The organism is Candidatus Hydrogenedentota bacterium, assembly GCA_019637335.1.
Taxonomy (GTDB): domain Bacteria; phylum Hydrogenedentota; class Hydrogenedentia; order Hydrogenedentales; family JAEUWI01; genus JAEUWI01.
The window spans coordinates 10,970-27,544 of record JAHBVV010000010.1 but is presented as its reverse complement, the minus strand read 5'-3'; the positions used below and the strand labels follow the sequence as shown (position 1 = coordinate 27,544).

Annotated in this window: 13 protein-coding genes; 6 read left to right on the top strand and 7 right to left on the bottom strand. The window is 64.9% G+C overall.

The genetic code is table 11. The features are described from left to right. Positions 1 to 164: 164 nt before the first annotated feature. From KF886_12650 to KF886_12625, 6 genes are all read right to left on the bottom strand, one after another. On the bottom strand, positions 165 to 635 hold the full coding sequence (locus KF886_12650; GenBank protein ID MBX3178206.1) for an SRPBCC domain-containing protein: 471 nt from the start codon (positions 633 to 635) through the stop codon (positions 165 to 167). Positions 636 to 701: 66 nt separating this feature from the next. Beyond that, positions 702 to 1,331, bottom strand: a complete 630-nt coding sequence (locus KF886_12645) for a DUF4126 domain-containing protein (GenBank protein MBX3178205.1) — start codon at positions 1,329 to 1,331, stop codon at positions 702 to 704. A 77-nt stretch (positions 1,332 to 1,408) separates the two neighbouring features. Next, positions 1,409 to 1,603 (bottom strand): DUF433 domain-containing protein, encoded by a 195-nt coding sequence (locus tag KF886_12640; protein MBX3178204.1) that lies wholly within the window; start codon positions 1,601 to 1,603, stop codon positions 1,409 to 1,411. Between the two features lie 226 nt (positions 1,604 to 1,829). After that, a complete protein-coding gene (locus tag KF886_12635) occupies positions 1,830 to 3,149 on the bottom strand; it encodes an anaerobic sulfatase maturase (protein ID MBX3178203.1) in 1,320 nt (439 codons plus the stop codon). A 75-nt stretch (positions 3,150 to 3,224) separates the two neighbouring features. Then, the gene (locus tag KF886_12630) at positions 3,225 to 5,471 is read right to left on the bottom strand and encodes a hypothetical protein (protein ID MBX3178202.1); all 2,247 of its coding nucleotides are present in this window, start codon (positions 5,469 to 5,471) and stop codon (positions 3,225 to 3,227) included. A gap of 21 nt (positions 5,472 to 5,492) precedes the next feature. Beyond that, on the bottom strand, positions 5,493 to 6,824 hold the full coding sequence (locus tag KF886_12625) for a glycosyltransferase family 2 protein (GenBank protein ID MBX3178201.1): 1,332 nt from the start codon (positions 6,822 to 6,824) through the stop codon (positions 5,493 to 5,495). A gap of 111 nt (positions 6,825 to 6,935) precedes the next feature. Between KF886_12625 and KF886_12620 the strand changes: the two genes are divergently transcribed. The 3 genes from KF886_12620 (at position 6,936) to KF886_12610 (ending at position 12,394) form a co-directional block, all read left to right on the top strand. Beyond that, positions 6,936 to 7,103, top strand: a complete 168-nt coding sequence (locus tag KF886_12620; protein MBX3178200.1) for a YqaE/Pmp3 family membrane protein — start codon at positions 6,936 to 6,938, stop codon at positions 7,101 to 7,103. A gap of 717 nt (positions 7,104 to 7,820) precedes the next feature. Beyond that, a complete protein-coding gene (locus KF886_12615) occupies positions 7,821 to 10,940 on the top strand; it encodes a PSD1 domain-containing protein (GenBank protein MBX3178199.1) in 3,120 nt (1,039 codons plus the stop codon). Between the two features lie 5 nt (positions 10,941 to 10,945). Continuing rightward, a complete protein-coding gene (locus KF886_12610; protein ID MBX3178198.1) occupies positions 10,946 to 12,394 on the top strand; it encodes a DUF1501 domain-containing protein in 1,449 nt (482 codons plus the stop codon). Here KF886_12610 and KF886_12605 read toward each other — a convergent pair. After that, on the bottom strand, positions 12,383 to 12,976 hold the full coding sequence (locus KF886_12605; protein MBX3178197.1) for a CIA30 family protein: 594 nt from the start codon (positions 12,974 to 12,976) through the stop codon (positions 12,383 to 12,385). The two genes, KF886_12610 and KF886_12605, sit on opposite strands and share 12 nt — an antisense overlap. Before the next feature lie 177 nt (positions 12,977 to 13,153). Here KF886_12605 and KF886_12600 point away from each other — a divergent pair, with 177 nt between their 5' ends. The 3 genes from KF886_12600 to KF886_12590 are packed head-to-tail and all read left to right on the top strand — an operon-like array spanning position 13,154 to position 16,433. Beyond that, a complete protein-coding gene (locus tag KF886_12600; protein ID MBX3178196.1) occupies positions 13,154 to 14,404 on the top strand; it encodes an FAD-dependent oxidoreductase in 1,251 nt (416 codons plus the stop codon). Next, positions 14,401 to 15,174 (top strand): DUF1365 domain-containing protein, encoded by a 774-nt coding sequence (locus tag KF886_12595; protein ID MBX3178195.1) that lies wholly within the window; start codon positions 14,401 to 14,403, stop codon positions 15,172 to 15,174. Before KF886_12600 ends, KF886_12595 begins: the two co-directional genes overlap by 4 nt. Continuing rightward, positions 15,171 to 16,433: a class I SAM-dependent methyltransferase gene (locus KF886_12590; protein MBX3178194.1), complete on the top strand. Its 1,263-nt coding sequence runs from the start codon at positions 15,171 to 15,173 to the stop codon at positions 16,431 to 16,433. The genes KF886_12595 and KF886_12590 overlap by 4 nt, the downstream gene beginning before the upstream one ends. Positions 16,434 to 16,575: the final 142 nt, after the last annotated feature.

Genomic DNA, 16,575 nt, shown 5'->3' with positions numbered 1-16,575 from the left:
CATTCCTGCCTGCGGCAACGCCCGCTTCGGGTTTCGACGGGCATGCCTGGCCCGGAATAGAATCCCTGCGTCCCAAAAAACGGAATGCAAGGCGGACCGGGGCCAATTCACAATCGCAAAGGTTCATTTCGCTTTGCACTTTGTGCGATCTTTCGCGGCCGCTCTCACCCCTTGGACTGCTGCGACTCGCACCACTGCCGCAACATGTCGAGGGTGACGCCCCAGGCGTAGTTGCAGAACCCATAGAACGGGCTGTCTGCGTCCCATCCCGCGTGCCGGAAATTCAGGACGGCCATCGGCATCCCGCCGTTCTGCATGCCCATCCAGTGCCCCGGACTCGGCCGCTCCTCCAGGTCAAAGGAAATCCGCGTCCCGGTCCAGGCCGAGGCCGGACTCTCCGGCGGGTGCGTGCTGATAATCTCCCATTCCACGCGCTTAAACGGAACGAGCTCGGCCACGCGCATCCGCACATCGCCGTGCTCCTTCCCCGGGCTGTGCGCCAGCACCAGGCCCGCGTCGGTCTCCTCCGACGTGTGGGGCGCCCACCAGCGCCCCAGGCCCTCCGCCGTCGCCAGCGCGCCATACACCGTCGCCACCGGCGCATCAATCCAAACCTGATGAATAAGCGTCGCCATCCAACTCTCCCTGCCGTATCTGTAGTCCCTGTAGTCCCTGTAGTCCCTAAAGCCTGAAGCCTACTGTCAACTGTCAATGGTCAACTTTCCCCGCCGGCCCCGAAACACGCCCCGGACCCGGCCGAAAGCCCCGCGCAGCACGCGGTAGAACTTTGGGGAGAGCCAGATAAAGACCAGCAGAAACACCACCACCAGCCCAAGCATAATCACTGGCAGCAGAAACGTCAGAACCGCGCCCACCACCACGATCACGTCCTCAAAAATGCTCAGGAACGAATTGGAAAACGGCTCGGGGCTGGCGTTCGCCACCACGCGCGTGCTGGCCTTGGTGGTGTGGCTTGTCAGCGCCACGCCCCCGCACGCGAGCGCGAGCGCCGTCTGCGTCGCGGGATCGGCCCCCGTCAATGCGTAGCCCCCCATCACCGCCGCGCCCACCGGACGCACCAGCGTATGCACGCCGTCCCACGTGGAATCGACCCACGGGATCTTGTCGGCCACAAACTCGATCGCAAACAACACCCCCGCGGCCATCAACACGGTCGGGTGCCCCAGCACCTCCAGCGGCGCAAGCCGCTCCGGCAGGTCAACCAGCCCGATTTTCGTGATCAGCCCAACCGTGAGCACGGTCGCATAGAGATTGATGCCCGAGACAAAACCCAGGCCAAAAAGCGACCCCAACAGGGTTAATGCTTCCATCTCACGGCCCTCCTGAAGCGCCGGGGCATCTAGTCCGGCTTATCCCGATCGCTGCCACCATTATGATATGTCGAACATCACGCACGCGCGTAACGCAGACAAGCCAGGATGTCTTCGTGAGACACTCCGGGGTAATTCTCAATGATCTGCTGCTCAGACCAGCCCTCCGCAAGCAACTCAACGACAAAAGCAACAGCGAGGCGCGTCCCGCGAATCACCGGCTTACCGACCAGCACACGCGGGTCAACGGAAATTCTATCTTCCCAGTCCATACGACTACCCGATCATTGTAACAAATCGCTGCAATTACCTCAGTCAGGCACGTTTTATTCTAACGCAATTGCTTGCTGTATTCGACTGCCTCGCCACCGGCCTCCTCTTCAGAAAGCTCAGTGCCAACTATGTGGCTCTTCTTGGGGTACAGCTACCCTCGCATCGAAGCTGATCGTTCCACGCTTGCGCGACGGAGCTGGATGCGGCTCGGGAAGCAGTCCCCCTTTAGCGCCCGCAGCATTTCTTATACTTCCGGTTGCTCCCGCAGAGGCACGGGTCATTCGGCCCGGGGCCCTGCTTGCCCTCCTTTGCATAGTCCTGCCGCCGCACCCATGCCATCACGTTGGTGGCGGGACGCCGCGCGCGCAGCTCGCCGGCCATGAACTTCATATACGGGTCGATGTGGTGGAAAAAACGCTTGTACCCGGAACAGAGGTAACTCAGCCCGGGCTCCCCGTCGGGGGTATTGATGAAGCGGTGCTTCGGACAGTCGCCGTTGCAGATGAAGCGCACATCGCAGTCGAGGCAGTACTGCGGAAGGGTCTCCAGCTTGTCCTTCCCGAACTGTCGCTGCTTCTCGGAATACACCATCTCACCAAGCGGCGTCTCCATGATATTGCCCAGCTGGTGCTCGGGATACACGAAGTGATCGCAGGAATACAGGTCGCCGGTGTGTTCCAGGGCCAGCCCAAGCCCACATTCCTTCTGGAAGATGCAGAGGTTCGGCTCCAGGCCCATCCAGGCCATCAGCGACACCTCGAAGGTCTGCACAAACACCCGGCCCACATCATGCCTGACCCACTCGTCGAAGATGGCGCACAGGAATTCGCCAAATTCATCCGGCCGCACCGACCAGGGCGTCACCTTCGCCTCCATGGGCGAGCTCGGCAACACCAATTCCAGGTCCTGGCTGCCACAATCCTGCCCGCGCCGCTCCACGATGGGGATGAACTGCATGTGGCCGCTGCCCTCGTCGCGAAGGAACCGGTACACCTCCAACGCCTGTGTCGCGTTCTTCCGGTTCACGCAGGTGAGCGTGTTGAACTCCACCCGGTGCTTCTTGAGAATGTCCAGCCCGCGCTTGACCTTGTGGAAGGTCGGCTTCCCCTGCTTGTCCACCCGATACGCGTCGTGGATCTTCTGCGGCCCGTCAATCGACAGCCCCACCAGGAAGTTGTTCCGGTGCAGAAATTCGCCCCAGCGATCATTCAACAGGGTGCCGTTGGTCTGGAAGGCATTCGCGATGGCCTTGCCGTTCGCGTATTTCGCCTGCAATTCGACCACCCGCTCGAAGTAATCCACCCCCAGCACGGTGGGCTCGCCCCCCTGCCAGGCAAACTGGATCTCCGGCGTATCCTGCGCTTCGATGTAATCCCGGATATACCGCTCCAGCACGTCGTCGGGCATGCGCCAGTGCTTCTGGTCCGGAAAGAGCTTCGTCTTCTCGAGGTAGAAGCAATACTTGCAGTCGATATTGCACAGCGGCCCCGACGGCTTCGTCATGACGTGAAACGCGCTGGGGCGCGCTGGCGCGGTGCTGCTCATGGGTTCGCTGCTGCCTTCCAATTCGTTGTGCCGCCCGCGGCGCGGACAGGGCCCGACCCTCCGCAACCGAACGGCCTACGGGGCCGCAAGCTCGAAAAGCCGCGTTTCGCCCTTCTTGAAGCTGTGCACGAAGCTTTCCTTCTGCGGCCAGCCGATGCTGGAGTCGAACAGGTCCACGATATCGTAAATGCCCCCGGCATTTACAATGCGCTCCCCGGATTCCGCGGCGTGCACCGCAAGTAGCCCGGGCGCGACGATAGTCGTGTCAAAAAAACGCTCGCGGCCGGGCCGGAAGTACAGCGGTTGCTCCAGAATCCGGAGAATCTCTCGGACGAGCGGCGCGGAAAGGCGTGGTTCCGCCACATACACCGAAGTCCAGCCCTCTTCCATCGTGCGAATGGCCACGCTCGGCTTCTCGCCGGTCTGGTAGTTCGCCAGCACATCCGCTTCGGGGTCGTCGATGTAGAACAGCGGCTGCAGGAGCCGCGGATCTCCGAAAGCCTGCCCGGCGCCGATCCACTGTCCCCCGCTCAGCGCGTACACGGAACCGCCCGGCGCGGGCCCATCGAACTCCTTGATTTCCATCCCCACCGTGTCCCGCACATTGTTCCGGTTCATCGTCACGTCAAGATAACCCGGCGCATAGACCCAGATCGCCGTCGCCTTTTCCTCGGCGAAGCGCGCGTGCAGCCGCTTCACGTCCGCCGCCGCAAGCTGGTACGCGTTCAAGAACACATACACCGGCGCCGGCATCGTGCGCCCGTCCAGTACGTCGTCCAGCAGGTTGAAGGCCACGCTCGCGCCGGACTGGAGCAGGGCATCACGGTTGGCGTGCAGGTGCGCCTCCACGCCCGCCTCGGGCCGCAACAGGAATTGCGACCGCTCGTCAACCACTACCTGCACCGTGGGAGAAGGAAGCGCGGCGGGCGGCTCGCCCGGCGTCGACCCGATGTCCCGATAAATCTCGTACAACCGCCCAAACACTTCCCATTGACGGTCGTCATGCAGGAAGCCCTCCCCCTCCGGGTCCGACCAGACCAGCGTCATGCCGCGCAGGGCCGCCAGGCTGAAATTGCGCCGCTGCACCTGGTGGACATCCTCCGCGCGCAGGCCGCGCATCTGCTCGACCTGCCCCGTCTCCGGGTTCCAGGCAACCCCCGTTCGCGTGTCGTCGACAAGAATCCAGCTCTTGCCGTGGGCGCGGGCGCTGTCCGCCGCCCCCAGAAAGCCGCCCGTTCCGCCGATACCGCGGTTTACCAGGCTGACGGGCGAGATAAACCCATCCACATCGCTGTCGAGCAGCGCAGTGAGGGCCAGGTGCCCGTCGGCGGGTCCGCCGCGCTCGAAGGTATGGCCGTAGTTTGCCCAGATGCTTACGGCATTGCCCGCGCTCTCGCGGATATGCCCGGCAATCGCGCCTATGGCGTCCGCCACCGACTCCGCGGCGAAACGCCGATAGTCCATCACGGGGCGGTTCGCGCCCAACGCGTAAAACACCGCCGGCGGCGCGGCCACGGGATTCTCCGGGATCGGCGCCTCCGCCCGCGTCGCGCCGTCCACCCCCCACGCCTTGGCCAGCGCCGCGTCATCCGCGTACGCCCGCGCGAGCCAAGCCCGGAAGGCTTCCGCATTCACCTCGGAGGCATCCGGTTCGGGGCCGCGCTGCCACGCGCCGGACAGCAGGCCATACAGGGCAAAGCCAGACACGCGCGCCGCCTCGCCGCCGGTCTCCAGCTCCGCCCGCAGCCGGTCAATCGCCGTGCGGGCGCCGTCCAGCCACGCGGGGGATGCGGGCGAGGGATACGGCGCATCTCCCAACACGCCGCCCATGCGCGCTTCCGGGTGGCTTTCGAACCAGGCAGACGGTGGATTCAAGTCCAACTGGAGCACAAACGATGCGGCGGGATCCACGCCAACAATGCGCTCGATCATGTCGTTCACGCCCGTCTGGCCGACGTTTTCGTCCCAGGCCAGGCGCGCGGGAACCATGTAGCGGTGCAGGCCAATCCCGGCGGCATAGGCTGCCTCCGCCTCGATGACGCTCCAGGGGCTGTCGGCGCCGATGCCCAGGTGCAGCAGGATCGGCGGCGGATCCGGTGGAAGCTCGGGTTGGGCTTCGGCGGTTTGGACGGGCGTCGGGATCGCGGGATCGGCCGGTCCCGCGCCGCCCGACACGGGGCTTCCCGTTCCCGAAGGCAGAAGATTGGGCGCGGTAACGCGACCAAAGAACATCCCCGCGACGCCCGCAAGAACAATAATGGCCACCGCGCCCAGCACGCGCAGCGCGACGGCGTATTGGCTCAGGTTGGTTTCACGCGACATCCGTAACTCATCCGCGGTGGGTCAGCGGGGCAACTCAACGCCGTTGCACGCCAGCCGCAGCCAGGCCCCGGCGTCGGCGGTTGCGCCGGTATCTTCCAGGAGAAATGTCGAAACGGCGATAATCGTCAATGCGCCCGCCTCCACGGCAAACCGCCCCTCCGCCGCATCGCTGGCGGCAAGCTCTCCGATCAGGGCGTCTCCCTGCAACAGGCGAACACGCGCCTCGCCAGCGGCAGGATAGCAATTCACCAGCAAGACCTGCAATGCGCCCGCCGGAACCTCCACTTCCGCGCGGGGCGCAATGGGGCGCACCACAGCGCCGCGCCAGACAACCGGCGGATACCAGCCATCGCGCGGAAGCATGAGCTCCGGGCAAAACCACGGCCGCCGCGCAACCAGCGGCCAGAACGCCGCCGCACCCGTGCCCACCCGCGACTTCCGGAAACGCCGCGCGATCGGCCAATACGCCAGCGCCGCGCCCCACGCCCGCAGGTGCGCGGGAATACGCCACAACGCGCCCGATTGCGCGGCCCGGCCCATCGCACGCGCCTCCCCCACCGCAATACAGGCCAGCGCCAGGAGCAGCGCCCGCGCGGGAAAGTGGCGCAGCACGATCCGGAAGCGATTGCGGGTGTTCAGGTAGTACTTCCGCCGCGCCTGGCGACCCGCCCCCATCGTGGCGCTGTATTTGTGGCGCACCACCGCGCCCGCACATTGCTCGATACGCCACCCCGCATTCCAGATCCGCAGGCAGAGATCCAGATCATCCAGATAGATCTCGAAATCCTCCGGGAGCAACCCCGCATCGCGGACCGCCGCTGCGCGCAGAAACATCGCGCCGCCGCACACCCCGGCGACCGGCCCGTCCGCACGCCAACGCGGCCCGTCGAAGCGCCCGATCCCGATGTCCCACGCCGCTCCGACTATCGAGAGCCGGAGGCCCGTGGAATTGAGAATCTCCGGCTGATCAAACATCAGCATGCGCGGCGCCAGCGCGCCCAGCGCCGGATTGCCTTCCATCCGCTCCACCAGCACCGGAATTGCCTCGGGCGCCGTCGCCGTGTCGTTGTTCAGCAGGAATATATAGTCCGCGCCCGCCATCAACGCCGCTTCGATGCCCGCGTTGTTACCCCCCGACCAGCCCCGGTTTTCGGACAGGGCGAGGACGCGCACCCGCGGATCGGGGCCAAACCGTTCCTCAACAAACGCGACCGACCCGTCCGTGCTCGCATTGTCCACGAGAAGATAGACCGCGTTTTCCCACGCGGCGTCGAGCAGCGAGGCGAAGCACGCCTCCAGGTGCTGCCGCCCGTTCCAGTTGATGACAATTACAAAGACCAGCGGGGTGTTCATGATGCGCGGAGTATAACAAAGCCGCGCTGGTTGCGCCTCCCCGCCGCCCGGCTTGTAGCGCGCCCGCTTCCCGCGTTAGCATGGACGCCGGCAACCAACAGGAGACTTCCCATGAGCTTTCTACGCACCCTGGTCTGCATATTGCTCCCGCCCGCGGCGGTCTACGACAAGGGCCTCGGCCCGATCCTGCTCACCTTCATCCTCTGGCTGGCCGGCTGGATACCCGGTGTCATCGCGGCGATTCTTTTCTGCACACGCGCCGAAAACTCCACCGTATAACATGTGAAAACACCCCACGCATGCTGCTACCATGGCGGCGCTGGCGGACCCGGAGGGCCCGCCGGCCAGCGTGACGCAATCTAAGCGGGCCCGAGGCCCGAACCGTGGCCCAGCCACATACCCAGAGGAGCTTGACCATCCCATGAATATTTTTGACCAGTTTCTGGCCATTCTCGCGGACATTATCCAGTTCGTGGATCTGTTTGCCGCGATTGTGACCTTCCTCAGCTTCTTCGGCCTGACACTCTAGCCCCCGGAAGCCAGGCTGCTCCGGCCCGCCGCCAGTAAACGCTGGCTGCGGGCCGTTTCTCTTCCGCGGCGCGGACTCGGAGTTGGGAAGCTCCGCGCTCATTCTGCTATTCTGGGTATACTTGAGTTGACCCGGGCAGACTGAGCGATTTCCCACAGGAGAGCGTTAGGCTTAAACAAACAAAGTCGAACCGCGAACGAACGTAAGTGGCGGGTCGATTCAAAACACGTCGGTGATGAATGCAGTGGACCCAAAATCCCCGTTCTTCCGGCCCGAAGGGCCAATGCAGCTTCGAGCCCTGGGCAACGCCCAGGGGAAGTGTGGTGGAGATTTGATACGCACCGAACGGGCATCGCAGCAAGCTGTGATCGCGTGCGCAACACGGATTATTCCGCACACTTCAATCGCGTGTGCTGATTCGCGCCGGGAAATCCCGCAAGAGTATCGAGAAAACGACGGATAGTAGCATGGACCTGTTCTTTTTGAAATTCCACCAGCCACACCGACGCGGTCTCGGCGCCCTGATCGCCATGGTGGCATGCCTCGGCGCCGCCGGCGCCCTGGCCGATCCCCCCGCCTACACCGGCCAGGTCCAGCCCATCCTGGAAAAACACTGCTACGCGTGTCACGGGCCCAATGACCGAAAGGGCGGCCTCCGCATGAGCAATGAGGCCGACGCCCGCCAGGGCGGCGACTCGCTTCATTCGATCGTGGACCCAGGCGCGGACGGCAAGGTTCCGCTGATTGAGCGCATTCTGGCGACCGACGACGCCGTGCGCATGCCCCCCAAGGGACCCGCCGTGCCGCCGGAGGACATCGCGGTCCTGAAGGCCTGGGTGGACGCGGGCGCGCCCTTCGGCTCGGGCGGGCCCACGCAACCCGACGCCGGCACGGTGCCCGCATTCTGGTCCTTCGAAGCCCCGGAGCAATCCGCGTCCCCGGAAACCGGCGTGACCTGGGGCCACAACCCTATCGATGCCTTTCTGCTGCGCGCGATGGAAAAACAAGGCCTCTCCCCCTCGCCCGAGGCCGATCGCAACACCCTCATCCGCCGCCTGAGCCTCGATCTGCGCGGTCTGCCCCCCACACCGACCGAAGTGCAAGCCTTCCTGGCCGATGATCGCCCCGACGCCTGGGAAGCCCTGGTCGAGCGCTTCCTGGCCTCCCCCCACTACGGCGAGCGCATGGCCATCGGCTGGCTGGACATCGCCCGCTACGCCGACACCAACGGCTACGAAAAGGACCGCCCCCGCAGCGTCTGGCCGTACCGCGACTGGGTCATCAACGCCTTCAACGCGGACATGCCCTTCGATCGCTTCGTGATTGAGCAGATGGCGGGCGACATGCTCCCCTCGCCCACGCTGGATCAGCGCATCGCCACCGGTTTCTTCCGCAACGAGATGCTCAACGAAGAGGGCGGCATCGATGTGGAGGAATTCCGTTACCTCAATGTCGTCGACCGCACCAACACCATCTCCACCGCCCTGCTTGGCCTTACCATGAGCTGCGCGCAGTGCCACACCCACAAGTACGACCCCATCACACAACGGGAGTACTTTCAGCTCTTCGCCTTCCTGAACAACACGGACGACGTCACGCTGACCGTGCCCGACCCCGCCATCGAGGCGCGGCGCGAGGAACAGCGCGCGCGGATCCAGGCCCTCAAGGACGCCCTGGAGAGCCGCTTCCCACTCGAAGAGGCGGAAGCGGCGGACGGCGCGGATACCCGCTCCGAAGAGGAACGCCGCGCGGCGCGCCTGGAGGCGGAGTTCGCCGCCTGGAAAGCCGAGGTCGCGGCAAAAGCGCGCCCCTGGACGGACCTGTATCCTGTGGAGATGACGGCGGAGAAGCGCACCACGTTGACCCGTCTGGCGGACAACTCCATCCTCGCGGCGGGCGACCTGCCGAACAACGATGTGTATCACCTGGCCATGCGCACGGATGCGGAGCGGATCACCGGGTTGCGCCTGGAGGTGCTCCCCCACAATAGCCTGCCCGGCGGCGGGCCCGGAAGGGGCGTCATCCTCGCCGAGGGCGATTTCCTGCTGACCGAGGTCAAGATCAGCGCGGCGCCCTGGAACGATCCCGACGCGAAGGTCCCCGTCACAGTCGCGCGCGCCACACAGAGCTTTGCGGACGGCGAAAAGACGGCGGAAAAGGCCCTCGACGGCCGCGCGGACACGGGCTGGTCAATCAAGGGCGGCGAGGGCAAGCCGCACGCGGCGGTGTTCACATTCGATCAGCCAGCCGGCTTTCCCGGCGGGACCCTGTTCCACATCACGCTGGAGCAGAAGTACATCCACCAGCACACGATCGGGCGATTCCGGCTCTCCGGCACGGGTAGCCCCGCGCCCGTGGCCTCGGGCGTCACGGCGCCCATCGAGGAATCGCTCCTGGCGGGCGCCCCGGATCCGGAGGCCGATGCGCGGGTCCGCCAGTATTTCCTGGAGCATACCCCGTTGCTTGCGGAGGCGCACGCGGAGATCGCGAAACTTCAAAAGGAAATGCCACAACTCCCCACCACGCTCGCGTTGGAAGAGCGCGAAGCGCCGCGGGTGACGCGCATCCACCACCGCGGCGAGTTCCTGAGCCCGAAGGACGCCGTGCAACCGGATGTGCCCGAAGTGCTGCCCCCGCTGCCCGCGTTCGCCCCGCGCAACCGCCTCACCCTCGCGCGCTGGATCGTCAGCGAGGATAACCCGCTCACCGCGCGCGTCACCATGAACCGGCTCTGGCAGCAATTCTTCGGACGCGGCCTCGTCCGCACGGCGGAAGACTTCGGCATCCAGGGTGAGGCGCCGAGCCACCCGGAATTGCTTGACTGGCTCGCGGTCGAATTCGTGCGGCGCGGCTGGTCGACCAAAGACATGGTCCGGCTGATGGTGACCTCGGCGGCCTACCGGCAGTCCGCGCGCATCCAGCCCGAACACCGCGCCATCGACCCCGAGAATATTTACCTGGCGCGCGCGCCGCGGTTTCGCGTGGACGCGGAGTTCGTGCGCGATATCGCCCTGGCGGCGAGCGGATCGCTGAACCCCGAAATCGGCGGGCCGAGCGTCTTTCCGCCCCTGCCCGAGGGCCTGCTGGAAATGGTCTACGGCGGCTTCAAGTGGCATACGGATGAAGGCCCCGCCCGAAAGCGGCGCGGTATGTATACCTACTGGAAGCGGATGCTCACCTATCCCACCGCCGCCGTCTTCGACGCGCCCGCGCGGGACATGACCTGTGTGCGCCGGCTGCGGACCAACACCCCCATGCAGGCGCTGACGCTCCTCAATGACGAGGTCTTCATGGAATCCGCGCGCGCCATGGCGGAAAGCCTCCTGGCGGAGGCGCCCGCCGGGCCGGAACAACGCCTCCGCGCGCTCTTCCTGCGCTGCCTCGCGCGCGAGCCGGACACCGTGGAGGTGGAAACCATGCTCGCCTGGCTCGATACGCAGCGGGCCCTGCTCGCCGAGGAGCCCGCGGACCAGGTGCGCGCCCTGACCGGCCGTGAAGGAACCGGCCCCCAGGACATCGAGGCCGCCGCCTGGACCCTGCTCTGCCGCGCCGTGTTGAACCTGGACGAGACGATAACCCGAGGGTAGTACGCATGCAATCGAAGCACGAAAGCCCGGCCAACCCCCTGCAACAGACCACCCGCCGCCATTTCTTCCGGGAATGCGGCGTCGGCCTCGGCAAAATCGCCCTGGCGTCCCTGCTCTGCTCGCGCGCCGCACCGGCCGCCGCGGCCGCAAGCCCCGGCCCGCTTGCGCCGAAACCGTCGCACTTCGGCACCCGCGTGAAGCACGTTATTTACCTTTTCATGGAAGGCGCGCCGAGCCAGCTCGACCTTTTCGACTACAAGCCCGTGCTGGAAAAGTACGATGGCAAGCCGATTCCCGCCGACGTGGTCAAGGACCAGCGCTACGCCTTCATCCAGCCCGACGCCGCGCTGATGTCCTCCCGCTTCGCCTTTTCGAAGCACGGCCAGTCCGGAGCGGAACTCTCCGAACTGCTGCCCCACCTCGCGTCGGTCGCCGACGATCTCGCCATCGTGAAGTCGGTCCACACCGACCAGTTCAACCACGCCCCGGCGCAGCTGTTTATGAACACCGGATCCCCGCTTCAGGGCCGCCCCTGCCTGGGCGCCTGGGCAAGCTACGGCCTCGGCAGCCTGGCCGACGACCTCCCCGGCTTCGTGGTCCTGCAATCGGGCGCGGGCACGAGCGCCGGCGCGCACAACTGGGGCTGCGGTTTCCTCCCCACGGAGTACCAGGGCGTCCCCTTCCGCAGCCAGGGCAGCCCCATCCTGAACGTGCACAGCCCGCAGGGCGTCAACGCGCAGCTCCAGCGCAACAGCATCGACCTCATCAACCGCCTGAACGCGCACCGCTTCGACGCGCTGGCCGATCCCGAGATTACGGCCCGCATCAACGCCTACGAAATGGCCTACAAAATGCAGACCAGCGCGCCAGACCTGATCGACCTCTCCCAGGAGTCGGAAGAAACCCTCGCGCTTTACGGCGCGGAGATTGGCAAGCCCTCCTTCGCCAACAACTGCCTCTTGGCGCGCCGCATGGTCGAACGCGGTGTCCGCTTCGTAAACGTCTACCACGGAAGCTGGGACCACCACAGCGATGTCGCCGGCGGCCTCAAGCAGAAGTGCAAAGAAACCGATCAGGCCATGGCCGCGCTCATCAAGGACCTGAAGCGCCGCGGCCTACTCGATGAGACCCTCGTGATATGGGGCGGCGAATTCGGGCGCACTCCCATGGTCGAGTCCATCGCCGCGCTCGGCCGCAGCATGGGCCGCGACCACCATCCCCAGGCCTTCACCATGTGGATGGCGGGCGGCGGCGTCCGGGCCGGCCACACCATCGGCGCCACCGATGAACTGGGCTTCCACATCACCGAACGCCCGATCCACGTGCACGACATGCAGGCCACCATACTGCACCTGATGGGCATGGACCACGAACGGCTCACCTACCACTACCAGGGCCGCGATTTCCGGCTCACCGACGTGTTCGGAAATGTGGTGCCGGAGCTAATCGCCTGATTTCGGGTAGATGGCCTCGATCCTGTCCACTTCCAGCCGGAAAGCGCCCGGCTGCTTGTCCGCCAGCAGAAAACCAACCGTAACCGCATCCGCGCCGGTAAGCGGCGGCTGATCACGCAGCACCCGGCCGCGAAACACCGCCTGAAACGCTTCCAGCGGCAACGCAATCTGCTGCCATTCGCCCGCCCGGGTCGTGAATTCGGCGCGGTACGCGATCCCGTCGAAATTGGGGTCCGTCCGGACCCGAAACTGGTACGTGCGCCCGTCCCCCTTCACCCGCAGCCGGAATCCCGTCGCGCCAGATGGCGACTCCGCCAGCGGCGCGGACCGGACCGACGAAAAGCCACCGTTATTATCCAGCGACAGCGTTCCCCAAAATACGCCCCGGCCTTCCTCCACGCCCCAGTTTCCCCGGGACACGCCACCCATCACACCGTCGTCAATAATGCGCCACGCCCGTGCGTCATCTTCAAACTGGAACAATACGCGGTCTCGCTCGCTGGGTTGTTCGAACACGGGTGTCTCCAGGGGCTTTGCTTCGCCGCTTGTCACCAATCCGAGAAGTAACAGAGTCCAATGCATGGGGATTCCTCACGGAGCGCGCAACGACACGAAGGCGCTGGTTTGAACCGCATTTTCCTGAATGCAGTCTACCATGGAACGGCCGTCGTGTCCAGATTCTATTTGACAAAAGCTAGACAACATGGTATCGTACAGACAAGCGTGTTCGACGCGTGGGATTTGGAAAGGGTGTGTGGAATGCGGATTGCCATTGTCGGCGGCGGAATTTCAGGGCTTGTTGCGGCGTACCAGCTGCAGAAGCTGGGGGAGGTCTCGGTATTTGAGGCGAACGACTATATGGGCGGCCACACACACACGGTGGACGTCCCGGAGGGCGCGCGCACCCATGCCGTCGACACGGGCTTCATTGTCTATAACGACTGGACCTATCCGAACTTCATCCGGCTGCTGGACAAGCTCAATGTCGCCACACAACCGAGCGACATGTCCTTCGCGCTTTCCGACCCGGCAACCGGATTCGCCTATGCCGCACCCCGGCTGAGCGGATTGTTCGCCTACCGCAGGAACGCGCTGAGCCCATCGTTCTACCGCATGCTCTGGGATATCGCTCGTTTCAGTAAGCACGGCCCCCGCTTCCTTGAACAATGCGAGGATGGGCGCGCGCTCTCGGCGTTTTTTGAGGACGGGCGCTACTCCCGGACCTTTCTGGACCGCTACCTGGTCCCGATGATCTCCGCCATCTGGTCCGCGGGCTGCGGCGATGTGGCGGATCTCCCGGCGCGCTACTTCCTGCATTTCTTCAAGAACCACGGCCTCATGAACCTCCTCGACCGCCCGCAGTGGCGGGTGATCACGGGCGGCTCGCGCAACTACATCGCACCGCTGATCGCCGGCTTCCGGGATCGCGTCTACACGAATTCGCCGGTGCGCAATGTAACGCGGAACGAAGACCACGTCGCGCTCTCCCTGCCGGATGGGGAAAAACAGCGCTTCGATCACGTGGTGCTGGCGCTCCACAGCGATCAGGCGCTGCGGGTACTGAGCGACCCCAGCGATGCGGAGCGCGATATTCTCGGGGCCATCCCCTACCAGCCCAACGATGTCGTCCTGCATACGGACACCGCCGTGCTCCCGGGCCGGCGCAACGCCTGGGCCAGCTGGAACTACCGCATGGAGCCGGGAACCGGCCACCGCGCGCACCTCACCTACCACATGAACCGCCTCCAGTCACTGGACGCGCAGTCCGACTATCTGGTGTCGCTGAATCAGACCGACGCCATCGCGGAATCCGCGCGTCTGGGCCGTTTCTCCTACAGCCACCCGGCGTACAGCGCGGCGGCGGTCGCGGCGCAGCAACGCCACGCGGAGATCAGCGGCGTCAACCGCACGCACTACTGCGGGGCCTACTGGGGCTACGGCTTCCACGAGGACGGCGTCAAGAGCGCGCTGCAGGCCTGCGCCTGGTTCGGAAGGGGAGAACTGCAATGAACGCCGCCCTGTACACCGGAACCGTCTGGCACGCGCGATACACGCCCGTTTCCCACGCCTTCCATTACCGCCTGTTCATGGTCTGGCTGGACCTGGACCGTCTCGACGAGGCCTTCCGCCATCGCCTTGCCTGGTCGCACCGCTTCCCCACCATCGCGTGGCTCCGGCGCAAGGACCACTTTGGCGATCCCGCTCGCCCGCTGGCCGACTGCGTGCGCGATACGGTGCAGCAGATGACCGGCGAGCGCCCGGGAGGCCCAATCGCTCTGCTGACGCACCTGCGCTATTTCGGCTTCTACATGAACCCGATTTCGCTGTACTACTGCTACGACGCGGCGGGCGAACGGGTCGAACACGTGCTCGCGGAGGTGCACAACACCCCCTGGAACGAGCGCCACGTGTACCTCTGGCCCGGCGAAGTGTGCCGCGACGCCAACAGCGCCTACCGCTGCGCCAAGGCCTTCCATGTGTCCCCGTTCATGCCGATGAACCAGGCCTACCGCTGCAAGCTCAACGAACCCGGCGGCGCGCTCGAGGTGGAGCTGCAGAATGAGCAGGACGGCGCGGCCGTGTTCGGGGCGGGCATGTTTCTCGAACGCCGCTCCTGGGGAACGCCCCGGCTGGCCGGAGCGCTGCTGGCCTATCCGCTCATGACCTTGCGTGTATTCGTCGCCATCTACGCCCAGGCCGTGCGCCTGTGGTGGAAAGGCGTACCTTTTCAACCGCACCCGAAACAAGAGAAACCACTGGAAAACGGAAACCGCTTATGAAATACTCGGCCTTTGACACCGCCCCCCTCGAAGCGATGGCCTCCGAGACCGCGAAATGCGACTCCCTGTGCCGGCGTATCGTGTTGCGGCGCCTTTCCGGACTGGAAGAGGGCGTCCTGGTGCTGACCGATCCGAGGGAGACCCACACCTTTGGCCGGTTCAGCGAGAGCTTTCCAATTTCGGCGAGCGTGCGCGTCTACCATCCGCGCTTCTACTCCCGCATCGCCATGGGCGGCTCCATCGGCGCGGCGGAGTCCTACATGGATGGCGACTGGGCCACGGACGACCTGGCCGGCCTGTGCCGCATTCTGGCGCGCAACGCCGCCACCTTCGAGGCCATGGACAAGCGGATGAGCGCGTTGCAGGCCCCGCTGCTCAAGCTGTACCACGCCTTCAACAAGAACAGCCGGAGCGGCAGCCGGCGGAATATCGCCGCGCACTACGATCTCGGCAATGATTTCTTCCAGACCTTCCTGGACGAGACGATGGCCTATTCCAGCGGCTATTTCGAGAGCGACGCCGATTCCCTGGCGCAGGCAAGCATCAACAAGTTCGACCGGCTCTGCCAGAAACTGCGCCTGCAAGAAAATGACCATCTGCTGGAGATCGGCAGCGGCTGGGGCGGATTCGCCTGCCACGCGGCCCGAAAGTACGGCTGCCGGGTCACGACGGTAACCATCAGCCGGGAGCAGCTCGCAAAGACTCAGGAGCGCATCCGCGAAGAGGGGCTCGAAGGCCGGGTCACCGCAAAATTCTGCGACTACCGCGATGTACGCGGCGCCTACAGCAAAATCGCTTCGATAGAGATGATCGAGGCGGTGGGTCACCAATACTACCCGACCTTCTTCAAGCAGTGCATGCGCCTCCTTCAGAAAGACGGCCTGCTCGGCCTCCAAGCGATTACGATCCGCGACCAGCAGTACAATTTCGCCCGCCGGAATGTAGACTTCATCAAACGTTACATATTCCCGGGCGGGTGCCTGCCCTCGCACACCACGCTGTGCAACGTCGCCACGAAACACTCCGACCTGGCGCTGATCAAACTCGATGACATGACCCCGCACTACGCAAAAACGCTTGCCAAGTGGCGCGAACGCTTCCTGGCGAATGAGTCCCACATCGCCGGTCTCGGCTACTCCGAGTCCTTCCGGCGCATGTGGAACTTCTACCTGTGCTACTGCCAGGCGGGCTTTGAAGAACACCTCACCGGCGTCTCCCAGCTCGTGTTCGCGCGCCCGGGCTACCGCGCGCCGCTATAAGCGCGGTGTTTCCCGGTGATGCCGGCGCGCGAGAACAGTTGAACCACGAATGAACGCGAAGATGCGTAATTCTCTGCGGGCACGTAGCAATGCCGCCGTCTAGATGCAATACCCCGACCCTGCGACGAGAGCGAGAAAGGCT

What these genes read in the sequence shown, in the direction of transcription:
- KF886_12590 (MBX3178194.1), top strand. Translation starts at nt 15,171, where the DNA reads ATGAAATACTCGGCCTTTGACACCGCCCCCCTCGAAGCGATGGCCTCC.
- KF886_12630 (MBX3178202.1), bottom strand. Translation starts at nt 5,471, where the DNA reads ATGTCGCGTGAAACCAACCTGAGCCAATACGCCGTCGCGCTGCGCGTG.
- KF886_12610 (MBX3178198.1), top strand. Translation starts at nt 10,946, where the DNA reads ATGCAATCGAAGCACGAAAGCCCGGCCAACCCCCTGCAACAGACCACC.
- KF886_12615 (MBX3178199.1), top strand. Translation starts at nt 7,821, where the DNA reads ATGGACCTGTTCTTTTTGAAATTCCACCAGCCACACCGACGCGGTCTC.
- KF886_12620 (MBX3178200.1), top strand. Translation starts at nt 6,936, where the DNA reads ATGAGCTTTCTACGCACCCTGGTCTGCATATTGCTCCCGCCCGCGGCG.
- KF886_12600 (MBX3178196.1), top strand. Translation starts at nt 13,154, where the DNA reads ATGCGGATTGCCATTGTCGGCGGCGGAATTTCAGGGCTTGTTGCGGCG.
- KF886_12635 (MBX3178203.1), bottom strand. Translation starts at nt 3,149, where the DNA reads ATGAGCAGCACCGCGCCAGCGCGCCCCAGCGCGTTTCACGTCATGACG.
- KF886_12650 (MBX3178206.1), bottom strand. Translation starts at nt 635, where the DNA reads ATGGCGACGCTTATTCATCAGGTTTGGATTGATGCGCCGGTGGCGACG.
- KF886_12640 (MBX3178204.1), bottom strand. Translation starts at nt 1,603, where the DNA reads ATGGACTGGGAAGATAGAATTTCCGTTGACCCGCGTGTGCTGGTCGGT.
- KF886_12595 (MBX3178195.1), top strand. Translation starts at nt 14,401, where the DNA reads ATGAACGCCGCCCTGTACACCGGAACCGTCTGGCACGCGCGATACACG.
- KF886_12605 (MBX3178197.1), bottom strand. Translation starts at nt 12,976, where the DNA reads ATGCATTGGACTCTGTTACTTCTCGGATTGGTGACAAGCGGCGAAGCA.
- KF886_12625 (MBX3178201.1), bottom strand. Translation starts at nt 6,824, where the DNA reads ATGAACACCCCGCTGGTCTTTGTAATTGTCATCAACTGGAACGGGCGG.
- KF886_12645 (MBX3178205.1), bottom strand. Translation starts at nt 1,331, where the DNA reads ATGGAAGCATTAACCCTGTTGGGGTCGCTTTTTGGCCTGGGTTTTGTC.